Source organism: Streptomyces mirabilis (assembly GCF_018310535.1).
Classification (GTDB): Bacteria; Actinomycetota; Actinomycetes; order Streptomycetales; family Streptomycetaceae; genus Streptomyces.
On the sequence record NZ_CP074102.1, the window covers coordinates 3,978,453 to 3,990,980 of the forward strand.

A 12,528-nucleotide genomic window follows, 5' to 3' on the forward strand; every position below is an offset into this window, starting at 1 on the left:
CGGCGTGCAGAACGGGGACTCAGTTTCCTGAAGGGCCGTCAACGGTGATGTGGAAGGTGAGGTTGCGCACCGTCTTCCCGGCGGGGACGGTGTGGACGTAGCCCCGAGCCGAACTGAAGGCACCCGAACCGCCGGTGACGGCGATGTCGATGGAGGGGGCCGGCGGCAGGTGGAGCAGCGCCTGCGAGGTGATCTGCCCCTGCGGCAGAGCGAAGGTGCCCACGCACTGGAGCTCACTCGGATCGAGGTGGACGTAGACGCAGACCACGCTGTGGTCGCCGATCTTCCGGCCGTCGCGGTACAGGTCCTCGGCGATGACGAGCTGGTCACCCCGGCCGATCCCCTTCTTGCCCAGGTCGAGGGATTCGGACTGGGTCTGTTTGGCGACCAACTGGAACGTTTCCGCGCGCTGTTGGGTGTTCGGCCGACCGTGCGGGGTCGATGTCGCGGCCGACACCGGCGGGGCGACGACGAGGGCGGCGGCCAGGCCCGCGACCGCGCTCAGGCAGCGCTGACTGATCCTGCGCATGGTGGGACTCCCACAGGGGGCGGAGATGTGCCCTTCATTCCCAACGTACCGGTTTGCACAGCCCCTCGCGCGCCGTCGCCCACAGCGTCGCGCGCAGCGGGGCGGCGTTCGCTACATGGCTCGCCAGCCGGGTTCGAGGCGGTCGAGGAGGACGCGGAAAGCCGCGTCGGCCTGGTCCCAGTCGCCGTCGGTCAGGGCTCCGACGACCAGACCGGCGCACGCGTCGACCAGGAGGACCGCCTCCGTGCGGGCTCGTGCCTCGGGCAGGCCCATCTCGCGGAAGGCGGAGGTGAACAGGCCCTTCCACTCGGTGAGTGTGTCGCGCATGACGGGTCCGTACCGGTCGGGACGGAGCAGACCGGTGACCATGATCTCGAGATAGAGGGGGAGCGCGGCGCGCAGGCCGGGGGCGCTGAACCGCTGCCAGACCTCCTCCACGGAGCCGCGGAGCCACACCGGGCCCCTGTCGGCGTCAACGGCACCGAGCAGACTCCGGGCACGCAGGAGCGGTCGCCGCTCGTCCAGGGCGAGCGCCTCGGCGACCATGCGTTCCTTGGTGCCGAAGTAATACAGGAGCATGCGGTCGCTGGTGCCCAAGGCCCGGGCCAGCGGGCGGAGGGACAGGTCCGCCAGGCCATTGCGGATCATGTACTCGCGAACCTGGTCCAGCAGGTCGCGTCGTTTGGCCGGGTCGGGCGGGCGCGGCATGGGGGCTCCCAGTGCGGTCGGGTCGGCGGTTGCCGTTGCGCGAGGCGGAGCGAGGCGGAGCGAGGCGGATTCGGCATGTCCGATTTATTGCCTTCATTTAAGTATTTACTGTAGCGCCCGCTACGCGTATATTTGGGATGTAGCGAGTGCTACGCGAATGTGAGGCCCGGCATGCCCTGCCCGGTCAGCGACGCACTTCCCGCCGCCGCGGCGACCACGGCCGCCGACGCTTCAGAAGGGACTGGTTCTCCATGGCCTTCCAGGCCATCGGCCTCACCGCGACCTCGCGCCCGGGATTCGTTGCCCGGCTTTGCCGCCGCCGACAGGAAGAGTCGGGGCGGAAGGCCGCACTCACCTCGTGGTTCGCCCGGCACCAGGCCCTCTGGGCGCGCACGCTGGCACCCGTACGCCCCTTTGACGCGCCTCGCGGCCGTGCCACCGACTGGGACGCCTCCTGGCCCCTGCCGCGGGAACTGACCTCGGTCCGCCAGGGCCGACGCCTGGTGACCGCGCAACTGGGTGACTGGGGTCTGCAGGACCTGACCGACACGGCCGAGCTCCTGGTCAGCGAACTGATCACCAACGCCCTACGCCACACGCGCGGCCCGCTGCGGCTCAATCTGCAGGTGCGCGACTCCCGCCTGCGGTGCGAGGTCGAGGACACCGACCCCACCGGGCCCGTACGGCGTGTCGTCGACGCCGACGCGGAAAGCGGGCGCGGCATCGACCTGCTCGATCTGCTCGCCGAGGCCTGGGGCAGCACCAGTACGGCCACCGGCAAGACCATGTGGTTCCAACTGCCGGCGAACGCATCCGCGCCGGAGGAGTCACCCGCCTCCGGCTGAGCCGGTACGCGCGCCGACCGTCGATCAGGCGGTCGCGACCGCCCGCGTTTCCCTCTTACGGGCGCGGTAAGCCGCGGCCTTGATCTTGTTGCCGCAGGACTCCATGCCGCACCACTGCCGACGCATGCCTCGCGAGCGGTCGACATAGACACGGGTGCACTCCGGATTGCCGCACTCCTTGAGCAGCGGCACATCCGGTCCGCCCAGCAGCTCGACGGCGAGCCGCGCCACGGTCGACAGCGCTTCTTCCGGGGTAGCCGCCGTCCACCGGCCCGCCGGGGTGAGCTGCGGTGTCGCCGCGGGTTTCCGGGCCGCGGCGTTCAGCACGGCCAGGGCCTCGTCGTCGTACGCGTCGTCCAGCCGTCGGACGGTGACCAGCGCATAGACGGCCTCCCGCACCGCCGTCGCCCGCCCGACGTCGGAGTCCTGGCTCCCGGCGACGGAGTCGACGACTCCGGACTCCAGGTACCAGGCGTCCAGGCGGTCCGGCGAGGCGAGCATCTCGAACCGTAGCGAGCGGCGAGCGCGGAGTGTCGCGGCGAAGTCGAGTGCCGGGTTCCCGCAGACGAAGACGTGATCCAGATCCACATCACCATCTTGACAGGTGATGCGCGGGGCCGGAACATCTGGACATCATCACCAGTTGAACAGGTGACTGGTCGATGTCACCGACTGCGGTGCTCATACCGAAGTGCTCATACCGAAGCGAGGTACGCGAGATGACACAGGCGGAGCGGACGGAGAAGGCCCCCGACACCGCGGAGGCGGCACGCCGGGCGCGGTTCGGCGCGCTGCCGGAGCGCATTCGGGTCGAGGACACGGTCGAGGAGCGGCCCGCCACGGTGCCCGACCCGGCGCGGGACGCATACAGCGCGGACGAGTGGCTCGTCCGTTACTGCCTGTGAACAGAAAGGAGTCCGGGATGACGACGAGAACACCACAGGTCCTCAGGGCCCTCACAGCGATCGTGGCAGTGCTCGTGATCGGCTTCGGCTGTTTCACACAGGTCTTCTGACAGCGCAAGGTTCCCCATGTTCCCCCGGGGCGCCGCATGGTCGGTGATCCGTTACGCTGACCGCCGCTGACCTCAGGGGGAGACATGTTCGGCAAGCGGCTGCTGGTGGCCGGAGCGACCGCGGTTCTCATAGCCGGGCTGGGCGCGTGCGGCGGCGGTGGCGGGGGCGGCTCGCGCGGCGTGGACCCGGGAGACGTGACCGACGTCGGTCAGAGCAGTGCGGGCACCGTCCAGGAGCCCCCGCCGAGCCCGGACACCGTCTCCGGGCTCAGGGACTCGGTCCGCCACCTCGCCGCGAAGACCACCAGGGCCACCCGCCCGCACCTGGTCAGGAAGTGCACGTCCGCCACCAGGCAGGTCAGGCACACCCAGCGCACGGGCACGGGCACGCACCGGACGACCCGCACCTGGTACACCACTGAGCGATACCAGAGCTGCAAGAAGGTCCGCAGCGGCACCGAGACGTACACCCGAACCATTCGGCCGCAGCGGTGGTGCGTGAGCCTGGACAACGTCGACGGCGACACCGCCAGGGACGACCTCTGGTACCAGGTCACCCCGGCCACCTACGGCAAAGCCCGCGACGCGGACGAGCACGCCCGCATGGAGTTCACCCCGACCGGCACCGGCTGCTGAACAACACTCGCCGCGCGACTCTCCCGGGCAACAGCCCGGTTCCGAGAGCGGCTGCGCCATGTTTTGAACAGTTAACTGTAAAGAACCTTGACAGACAATTGGTCTAGTCCAACCATGGTCCCTGTTCGCCCTTGGTCATGGAGAGCTCTCCGGCGTGTACCGACCGGTGGACATCGCACGCACCTTTCCGGATTCCCGCTGTCCCACCTGCTCTTCCTTCACCATGGGAGCCTCAATGAGACGATCTGGGCCATTCCGCGCGCTGCTGTCCGGCGCCACCGCGACCGCTCTCGCAGCGGGGCTGGTCGCGCTCGGCGGAGGCGGGGCGCTCGCCGCGGAGCGGTCGCCCGCGCATGTCGCGCGGCACATGCCCGCACATGTGGCGGCGCCGTACTTCGAGGCGTGGACGGGCGAGAGCCCCGCCGCGCTCGCCGCCGAGTCGGGCAACAAGTACCTCACGATGGCCTTTCTCCAGACGGCCGCGGCGGGCTCGTGCACGGCGTACTGGAACGGCGCCTCCACCCAGCCGATCGCCAAGGCGACCTTCGGCCGGGACATCGCCACGATCCAGGCGCGCGGCGGCAACGTCATCCCGTCCTTCGGCGGCTACAGCGCCGACACCACCGGCACCGAACTGGCCGACAGCTGCACCGATGTCGACTCCATCGCCTCGGTCTACGAAAGCCTCGTCAAGACCTACGGCGTCACCCGGATCGACCTCGACATAGAGGCCGACTCCATCAACAACACCGCCGGGATCGACCGCCGCAACAAGGCCATCGCCAAGGTGGAGCGCTGGGCCGAACGGACCGGCCGCAGCGTGCAGTTCTCCTACACCCTGCCGACCACCGCCACCGGCCTCGCACCCAACGGCGTGGCGCTGCTGAAGAACGCCGTCGACAACGGCGCGCGCGTGGACGTCGTCAACATCATGACGTTCGACTACTGGGACGGCGCCACCCACGACATGGCGGCCGACACCAAGACCGCCGCCTCCGGGCTGCACGGCCAACTCGCCGCGCTCTACCCGAAGAAGAACCCGGCGAAGCTCTGGCACATGATCGGCGTCACCGAGATGCCCGGCATCGACGACTTCGGCCCGGAGGAGACCTTCACCACGCAGGACGCGGTGAAGGTGGAGAACTGGGCGGTCGCCAAGGGCATCGACACGCTCTCCTTCTGGGCCCTCCAGCGCGACAACGGCGGTTGCGTGGGCACGGCCGGCGCCAACTCCTGTTCCGGCATCGCCCAGGACACCTGGTCCTTCAGCCACATCTTCGAGCCGTTCACGCGCGGCATCGGCGTCGGCATCGGCATCGACTAGGAGCCCGTCCTCCATGGCGTCCCGCCCCGCGCGAAACCCCCAGGTGGGACCTGGGGGTTTCGCGCGGGGCGCGGCGCCGGGCGTGGCGGGCGACGCGTGGGCGGCGACCGCGGGGCCCAGCGGGAGTGCGGGGACGACCACGAACGCAGTACGCCCCGCTCGTTCACCGGGGCGCCCCGTGAGACGCGAGGCCGTTTTTCATCGTATCGCCCCCTTTGTCGCATGGCGGCTCGTGGAGAACCTTCGCCGGAACGGCGGGATGATGGTCGGCATGCTCATCCGTATCGACGCCGTCGACCTGCCCGGCCGCACCTGTCCGGCCCCCGCCGGCAGCACCGCGCCGACGTACGACAACATCCACGTGGCCGTACAACGCCGGGACCGTCCGGCCGAACTCCTCGAACCGCACCCCGGTGACGCCGCGTCCGCGACCTGGACCCTGGAGTGCACCGCGCTCGCCTCGCCGGCCGGCACGGACGTCAAAGGGCCTTACGTGCAGGACCGTCTGGGCCGCCGGTTCATATACCTGTCATGGGGCACGGTCGACGAGTCGGGCGTCTTCAGCATGTTCCGGCGCGCCAAGCTCATGCTCGACGTCATCCCCGCCGAGGTGCTCGCCGCCGCCGCGCGTGAGGGCCTGTTGGTCGGACGCCTCGGCCTGACCGACGCGCACGGCAACCCCCTGTGCGCGCGGGTCGAACCCCCGCACATCACATGGACCGCCGAGCCCGCCTCGTAGCCGACCGGGGTGCGAACCTCGGCCAACCGGGCCGGAGGGCACGCTTGCCGAGAACGCTCAGCGGGTTGCGGTGCCCCCGTCGACCGGGCGGGCCGACGCGGTCTCGCCGGGTGCGGACTGGACGACGTGGGGCGCCGGTACGGCGGGCGCGTTCCCGGACTCGGCCTCGGGCGTGGTCTCGGACCGGGGTGTGGTGGAAGGCCCGCCAGAGGGTGCGGCGCCGTCGTGCTTCATGGCGTTGGCCTCGCTCTTGAGGATGCGCATCGACTTGCCCAGCGCGCGGGCGGTGTCGGGCAGCTTCTTCGAGCCGAACAGCACGATGATCACGATCGCCACGATCAGCAGGTGCCAGGGTTCCAGTCCGTTACGGAGCATCCCGCCCACCTCTTCCCTTCACCGGGCCCGGCGCTTCCGCGAACGCGCGGCAGCGCCCGTCACTGTTGCCACATTGCGCAACTTTACAACCATCGGGCGGGGCCGAGCGTCCCCTACGTATGAGTCGGACGGATGAGAGCTCACGTGTGACGACCGGTGACCAGGCACGGCGGCCGCGCCGCAGACGGAGCCCCCTGCGGATCGCCCTCGTCGTGGCCCTGACCGTGCTCCTGCTCGGCACGGCCGGACTCGGCTGGATCTATCTGAAGCTGAACGGCAACATCGACACCTTCGGCGCCGACGGCCTCTCCAAGGACCGGCCGGCCGGTTCGACGAAGGGTGAGAACGTCCTCGTCATCGGCTCGGACGCGCGCACGGACGGAAACAGCGCGCTGGGCGGTGGCGACAAGGGCGACATCGGCCGCTCCGACACGGCGTTCCTGCTGCACGTCTACGCCGACCACCGGCACGCCGTCGCCGTTTCGATCCCCCGCGACACACTGGTCACCCTCCCCCCGTGCAAGCTCCCGGACGGGACGTGGACCAGGACGCGGCCGAACACGATGTTCAACGAGGCGTACTCCGTGGGGCAGACGGCCAAGGGCAACCCGGCCTGCACCCAGAACACGGTCGAGAAGCTGACCGGCCTGCGCGTCGACCACACCGTCGTCATCGACTTCAAGGGCTTCGCGGCACTGACGCGGGTCGTCGGCGGGGTGAACGTGTGCCTCCCGCAGGACGTGTACGAGAAGGATCTCAACCCCAACCGCGCCACCCGGGGCGGGCTGCTCTTCAGGAAGGGTGAGCAGAACCTCTCCGGGCAGCGCGCGCTGGACTACGTCCGTATCCGGCACGGCATCGGCGACGGCTCCGACATCGGGCGCATCAAACGCCAACAGGCCTTCGTGGCCAGCCTGGTGAAGAAGGTGAAGAGCGACGGGCTCACCCCGACCCGGCTGCTGCCGCTCGCCGACGCCGCGACGAAGTCGCTGACCGTCGACCCGGGTCTGGGAACGGCGAAGCGGTTGATCGGGTTCGCGATGTCCCTAGAGAACATCGACCTCCACGACACAAAGTTCGCCACCATCCCCTGGCGTTACCAGGGGGAGCGGGTCGCGATCGTCCAGCCGGACGCCGATCAGCTGTGGGCCGCGCTCAAGGCCGACCGCACCCTCGACGGCACCGACGCCGGCGGAAAGAAGGGCGGGCAGGGCGGGCAGACCGCCGCGGCCACCGCGCCCAGTACCGCCGCGGACGTCTCGGGGGACGGTATCGACGTCGCCGTCTACAACGGCACCACCACGCGCGGCCTGGCCTCGCGCGCCGCGACGGCCCTCACCGAGCACGGCTTCACCGTCACCCGTACCGCGAACGCGGTCGACCGGGACCGCGCCGACACGGTGATCGAGTACGGCGCCGGCCTGCGGACCCGGGCCCGGACGGTCGCCCGGCTCTTTCCGGGCGCCGAGCTGAAGTCCGTGCCGGGCGCGGGCGTCGACGTCGTCCTGGGCCGGGCCTACGTCACCACGGGCAGCACGTCGGCCCCGGCCTCACCCACGTCCACGCCCACCGCCCTGCCCACTTCGGTGGCACGTGACGCGCGCTCCGCCGACGACGACGTGTGCTCCAACCTGTCCTACGGATAGACCGCGTCTGCCGGAGGCGGAGTGGTCCCAGGCGGCGTGGTGGCGGACGAAGGGGTGGCGGACGAAGGGGTGGCGGACAGAGAGGTGGCGGGCGAAGGAGTGGCACGCGGAGGGGTGTCGTGCGAAGGGGTGGCCTGCGGGGTGTTGGCCGCCCGCACGATGACGTAGAGGGCCAGGGCGAGGACCAGCAGAGTGAGCCACCGCCACCGCGTCCAGGATGCGGCCATGTCCCGCCTTCTCTCTTCCACCCGTTCACCGGCGCGCCGAGGCGAAGCGCTGGAGGGAAGAGTAAGCCCGCGTCACCCTCCGTCGTGGATGCGCTCGCCGCGCGGCCCTTGATCACTGTGCGAGATCCCGTGGTCGTACACGTACGCGTACGCGTATGCGCACTCGCCTTCGCCTTGGTCCTCGGAGCGACGGCGTTCGTAGCGTGACCGCGTGGCCACCAGTCCCACCGCGTACAGGCCGAGGACGGCGGCGAGCAGCAGGTAGTACAGGGCGGGCAGCGAGGTCATGCCCAGCGGCGGGCCGAGCGGGGAGAGCGGCAGCGCGAGGCCGACGGCGGTGAGGGCGGTCGCGCCCCAGCCGACGGGACCCGGTTTACGCCGGCCCTCGGCACCCCGGCGGCCGAGCCGCAGCAGGAGCATCACCAGGGCCTGGGTGAGCAGGTTCTCGGTGAACCAGCCGGAGTGGAACACGGACTCGTCGTTCGCCGTCCCGGGCCCGTGCACGGCGAGCGCGAGGACGCCGAAGGTCGCGAGGTCGGCGACGGCGTTCAGCAGGCCGAAGCCGGTGATGAAGCCCAGCAGGTCGCGCGAGCGCAGCACGGTGGGGCGCTTCAGGGCGCCCGGCGCGGGACGGTCGTAGGCGAAGGCGAGCTGGGCCGCGTCGAAGCACATGTTCTGCACGAGGACCTGCGTCGGCAGCATCGGCAGGAAGGGCAGCAGGATGCCCGCCGCGAGCATCGCGATCACGTTGCCGAGGTTGGAGGAGAGGGTGACCCGCAGATAGGTGCCGATGTTGCCGCTGGAGTAGCGGCCCGCGGTGATCGCGTGGGAGATCGCCGTGAGGTCCTTGTCGGCCAGCACCACCTCGGCGCTCTCCCGGGCCAGGTCCGTGGCGTCGCGCGGGCAGATCCCGACGTCCGCGGCGTGCAGCGCGGGCAGGTCGTTGACACCGTCGCCGAGGTATCCGGTGGCGTGTCCGCGGGCGCGCAGTGCGACGGTGATACGCGCCTTGTGCTCGGGCGTGCAGCGGGCGAAGACGGTGGTGCGATGGGCGAGCTCGCCGAGTTCGGTGTCCGTGAGACCGTCGAGGTCGGCGGCGGTGCGTACCTCCCCGGGGTCGAGGCCCAGGTCGCGGCAGGCGCGGGCGGCCGTGCCCGGGTGGTCTCCGGTCAGCACCCGTACGGCGACGCCCCGGTCGGCGAGCACCCGCAGCGCGTCGGCCGCGCTCGGCACCAGCGCGTCCCGCAGCGTGACGAACCCCTCGAAGGTGAGGCCGCGTTCGTCGGCCGGGGTGTAGTCGCGGTGGCGGGCGGGGCGTACGGCGGTGGCGACCGCCAGGACGCGCAGTCCGTCGTCCGTCAGCTCGTGGGCGCGGGCGAGCAGCCGTGTGCGCTCCTCCGGCTCCAGCGCACAGCGCTCCAGTACGGCTTCGACGGCGCCCTTGACCAGGAGGGTGTGGAAGCCGAGGGCGCCGGGGGTGCGTACGACGGCGGTGGCGAGGCGGCGTACGGGATCGAAGGGCAGCGCCGCGATCCCGTCGTACGCCGTCAGGTCGTCCTCGTCGGCCGTGTGCAGGAGCGCCTCGTCGAGGGCGTCGGGTGCGGGCAGGTCGGCGAGTTGCAGCGTCCACCAGGCGGCCGCGGCAGCCCGGCGCAGTACCTCGGGCGCGTCCTCGCCGTCCGCGTCCAGCGCGCGGTCGACGACCGGCCGGTCCTGGGTGAGGGTGCCGGTCTTGTCCACGCAGAGCACGTCGATGGCGCCGAGGTCGTGGAGCGCGGGCAGCCGCTTCACGATCACTCCGTGCGTACGGGCCAGCAGCGACGCCCCGCGGGCCAGGCAGGTCGTGACGATGACCGGCAGCATCTCCGGGGTCATCCCGACCGCCACCGCGACGGCGAACGGCAGGGTCTCCAGGCCCCGCCCGCGCAGGGCCGCGCCCGCCATCAGGACCAGCGGCGGGGTGAGCAGCATGAACCGGATGAGTATCCAGGAGATGCCGTGCACGGACCGGTCGAAGGCGCTCGCCTCCCGCCGCCCCGGGTCCCGGTACCCCTCGGCGAACCGCGTGTGCGCGCCGGTCGCCACGACCACGGCGGTGCCACTGCCGGAGGCGACACTGCTGCCCTGGAAGCACAGCTGCGGCTGCTCGAACAGCTCACCCGCCGTGGCGCCCGGCGCGTCGACCGGGTACTTGGCGACCGGCACCGACTCTCCGGTGAGCGCGGCCTGGTACACGGTCAGCCCGCCGGCCCGCAGCAGCCGTACGTCGGCGGGGACCAGGTCGCCCGGACCGAGCCGGATCACATCCCCCGGCACCAGCTGGTCGACCGGGAGGTCATGGTCGGTGGGTACCGCGTCCGCGTCGGTCCTGCGCAGCACGGTGGCGGTGCTGGCGACCAGGTCGCGCAGCGCCGCCATCGAACGGTCGGCCCGGTGCTCACCGGACGACCGCAGCACACAACTGACCACCACCAGTACGGTGATCACACTCGCGGTGCCCCAGGAGGCCACGAGCGCCGAGACCAGGCCGAGGCAGAGCAGTACGGCGGTGAACGGATCCCGCAGACTGCGCAGGAACCGCCCGAACCACGGAACGGGCCGCCGGGCGGGCAGGATGTTCTCCCCGAACCGGGCGAGGCGTTCGTCGGCCTGCGCCTGCGTCAGTCCCCGCGGACCGCTGTCCAGCCGCCGGAGCAGCTGAAGCGCGGTCGGCTCGCCCTGTTCCTCCCCGTCCGAAGTGCCTTGAAAGACCTGGGGTTTCTCTGCCGCCGGGCCGTCCGCGGAGGTGGGGCGCTCGGCGCCCCCTCCCGCCGTCGCGGACGTCTCAGCCACCGATCCCGCGCAGCCTGCGTACGGGTGACGATGCCTCCTCGGCACGTGCGGCCAGCTGTCCGACCATCACGCGCACCACGGTCACGACATCGGGATCGTCGACGTAGTAGACCTGTCGGCGGCCTTCGCGCCGGGAGCGGACGAGACCCGCGAGCTTCAGCTTCGACAGGTGCTGACTGACGGCGGGCAGGGCGCCGCCGACACGCTCCGCGAGGTGGGTCACGTCGCTCTCGCCCTGCGCGAGGGCCCACATGATGTGCAGCCGGTGCGAGGAGGCCAGCAGTCCGAACGCGGCGGCCGCGTCCGCCAGCACCTCGGCGGGCGGATCATCGAAGCCGCCGACGTATGCCGTCACAGTCTCTTCTCCTGTCCCGCCCCGGGCATCCGTGCCCGCGTCCGCGCCGACCCAGTTTAGGCGTCCGCCACCAGGTGGCTCCGCAGGTAGGGCAACAAGCCCCGCTCCAGCAGGGCCTGCCGCCATCTCTCCCGGGCCCGGTCCACGTCGGTTCCACCGGCGGGCTCCCGGCACTCGGACGTGCCCTCGCGCTGACGCAGGGCCGTGCGCAACAGGGCCCAGAGACCGATGCACGCGGTGACCGCCGCGGTGAGCGCGAGCACCCAGCCCGCCGTGACGACCGACGTGGCGAACCCGGTGGCCACCTCGGCGAGACGCGCTCCGTACCCGATCAGCAGGAGCACCGCCGCCGCGACGGCCGCCACCACGGGGGTGAGCACGGCGAGAACGGGCCACAGCCCGCCTTCGGCGGCCTCACGGGCGTCACGGGTCTCACGGGCGGCGAGGTAGTCGCGGTACTCGTCGGCCGCTGCGGAGGCGATCTCCTCCGTGGCTTCCAGAGCCAGGTCCCGCAGCCGTCTCGCGGCCCTTCCCGTGGGGTCGCGGCGCAGTGCGGAACGGATGTCGACGACCTCGAGTGCGCACTGCAGCACTCGTTCGAATTCCACTCGATCCTCTTGCCGGAGGCCGGACGCGTAGGTCACACGTGGTCCCTGGTGTCGGCCTCGTCGAGGCGGGCGAGGAGGAACGGCATCATCCCGCGCTCCAGCAGGGCGAGTTGCCACGCTTCGCGCGCCCTCTTCACCTCCGCGTCCTCGCCGGCGGGCACCCCGTCGTCCACCGCGGAGCGGTTGTGGGCCGCCGCGACCAGCAGACAGGCGAGATCGGCGACCGCGCCGCCGACGGCCACGGCCGCCGCGACGAACCCGGCCGTGAGCAGTCCCGCGCCGATGTAGGGGCGCCCCCCGAAAACGCGCAGGGCGAGCCCGGACACCAGGAACACCGCCGCGGCGACGGCCGACAGACTCGGCACGAACACCGCCAGCACGGGGAGCAGCCCGCTCCCGCCGCTGCCGCTGTTGCTGATGCTGTTGCCGTTGCTGTCGCGCTCACCGGTCTGCTCGGCTGCCAAGGCCTTGCTCTCGGTGTACGCGTGGTACTCGACGGCCGCCACGGCGGCGATGGCGGCGCGCTCCCGCAGCGCGCGGGTGCGCAACTGCTCCCGGTTGAGCGTCCCGGCGGACCGCTCCAGCGCGTCGCTGATCCGCCGGGAGTTCAGGGCCTGGTCCAGGACCCGTTCGAAAGTCACGCTGATGTAGCCGATGTCCGCCCCTGAGGGCTCAGGTTCCGCCATGTC

General features: G+C 71.2%; 15 protein-coding genes. 6 read left to right on the top strand and 9 right to left on the bottom strand.

The features are described from left to right. Window positions 1-19: 19 nt before the first annotated feature. Window positions 20-529 (bottom strand): allene oxide cyclase barrel-like domain-containing protein, encoded by a 510-nt coding sequence (locus SMIR_RS17495; protein ID WP_168493848.1) that lies wholly within the window; start codon window positions 527-529, stop codon window positions 20-22. A gap of 111 nt (window positions 530-640) precedes the next feature. Further along, on the bottom strand, window positions 641-1,237 hold the full coding sequence (locus SMIR_RS17500; protein WP_168493846.1) for a TetR/AcrR family transcriptional regulator: 597 nt from the start codon (window positions 1,235-1,237) through the stop codon (window positions 641-643). 251 nt (window positions 1,238-1,488) lie between these two features. Here SMIR_RS17500 and SMIR_RS17505 point away from each other — a divergent pair, with 251 nt between their 5' ends. Further along, window positions 1,489-2,082, top strand: a complete 594-nt coding sequence (locus SMIR_RS17505) for an ATP-binding protein (RefSeq protein ID WP_168493844.1) — start codon at window positions 1,489-1,491, stop codon at window positions 2,080-2,082. 24 nt (window positions 2,083-2,106) lie between these two features. Here SMIR_RS17505 and SMIR_RS17510 read toward each other — a convergent pair whose 3' ends face one another. Further along, window positions 2,107-2,670, bottom strand: coding sequence for a CGNR zinc finger domain-containing protein (locus tag SMIR_RS17510; protein ID WP_168493842.1), 564 nt, complete (start codon window positions 2,668-2,670; stop codon window positions 2,107-2,109). A gap of 131 nt (window positions 2,671-2,801) precedes the next feature. On the opposite strand from SMIR_RS17510, the gene SMIR_RS17515 reads away from it, so the two are divergent. The 4 genes from SMIR_RS17515 (at window position 2,802) to SMIR_RS17530 (ending at window position 5,796) form a co-directional block, all read left to right on the top strand. After that, entirely contained in the window at window positions 2,802-2,987 is a 186-nt protein-coding gene (locus SMIR_RS17515; protein WP_168493840.1) for a hypothetical protein, read from the top strand. Between the two features lie 194 nt (window positions 2,988-3,181). After that, window positions 3,182-3,733 (top strand): hypothetical protein, encoded by a 552-nt coding sequence (locus SMIR_RS17520; RefSeq protein ID WP_168493838.1) that lies wholly within the window; start codon window positions 3,182-3,184, stop codon window positions 3,731-3,733. A 235-nt stretch (window positions 3,734-3,968) separates the two neighbouring features. Continuing rightward, window positions 3,969-5,057: a chitinase gene (locus tag SMIR_RS17525; RefSeq protein WP_168493836.1), complete on the top strand. Its 1,089-nt coding sequence runs from the start codon at window positions 3,969-3,971 to the stop codon at window positions 5,055-5,057. Between the two features lie 271 nt (window positions 5,058-5,328). Further along, entirely contained in the window at window positions 5,329-5,796 is a 468-nt protein-coding gene (locus tag SMIR_RS17530) for a DUF5990 family protein (RefSeq protein WP_248003029.1), read from the top strand. A gap of 57 nt (window positions 5,797-5,853) precedes the next feature. On the opposite strand, the gene tatA is transcribed toward SMIR_RS17530, so the two are convergent. Next, window positions 5,854-6,171 carry a Sec-independent protein translocase subunit TatA gene (gene tatA / locus SMIR_RS17535; protein ID WP_168493835.1) on the bottom strand — a complete coding sequence of 106 codons (318 nt, stop codon included), beginning with the start codon at window positions 6,169-6,171 and terminating at the stop codon, window positions 5,854-5,856. A gap of 119 nt (window positions 6,172-6,290) precedes the next feature. Between tatA and SMIR_RS17540 the strand changes: the two genes are divergently transcribed. Next, window positions 6,291-7,817 carry an LCP family protein gene (locus SMIR_RS17540; RefSeq protein WP_168493833.1) on the top strand — a complete coding sequence of 509 codons (1,527 nt, stop codon included), beginning with the start codon at window positions 6,291-6,293 and terminating at the stop codon, window positions 7,815-7,817. On the opposite strand, the gene SMIR_RS17545 is transcribed toward SMIR_RS17540, so the two are convergent. The 5 genes from SMIR_RS17545 to SMIR_RS17565 form a co-directional block, all read right to left on the bottom strand. Then, window positions 7,808-8,044 carry a hypothetical protein gene (locus SMIR_RS17545; RefSeq protein ID WP_168493831.1) on the bottom strand — a complete coding sequence of 79 codons (237 nt, stop codon included), beginning with the start codon at window positions 8,042-8,044 and terminating at the stop codon, window positions 7,808-7,810. The genes SMIR_RS17540 and SMIR_RS17545 overlap by 10 nt on opposite strands. A gap of 72 nt (window positions 8,045-8,116) precedes the next feature. Continuing rightward, entirely contained in the window at window positions 8,117-10,876 is a 2,760-nt protein-coding gene (gene mgtA, locus SMIR_RS17550) for a magnesium-translocating P-type ATPase (protein WP_168493829.1), read from the bottom strand. Further along, window positions 10,869-11,231, bottom strand: coding sequence for an ArsR/SmtB family transcription factor (locus tag SMIR_RS17555; RefSeq protein WP_168493827.1), 363 nt, complete (start codon window positions 11,229-11,231; stop codon window positions 10,869-10,871). The genes mgtA and SMIR_RS17555 overlap by 8 nt, the downstream gene beginning before the upstream one ends. Window positions 11,232-11,287: 56 nt before the next feature. Next, window positions 11,288-11,839 carry a hypothetical protein gene (locus SMIR_RS17560; RefSeq protein ID WP_248003027.1) on the bottom strand — a complete coding sequence of 184 codons (552 nt, stop codon included), beginning with the start codon at window positions 11,837-11,839 and terminating at the stop codon, window positions 11,288-11,290. A gap of 32 nt (window positions 11,840-11,871) precedes the next feature. Further along, on the bottom strand, window positions 11,872-12,525 hold the full coding sequence (locus SMIR_RS17565) for a hypothetical protein (RefSeq protein ID WP_168493823.1): 654 nt from the start codon (window positions 12,523-12,525) through the stop codon (window positions 11,872-11,874). Between the last annotated feature and the right edge of the window lie 3 nt (window positions 12,526-12,528).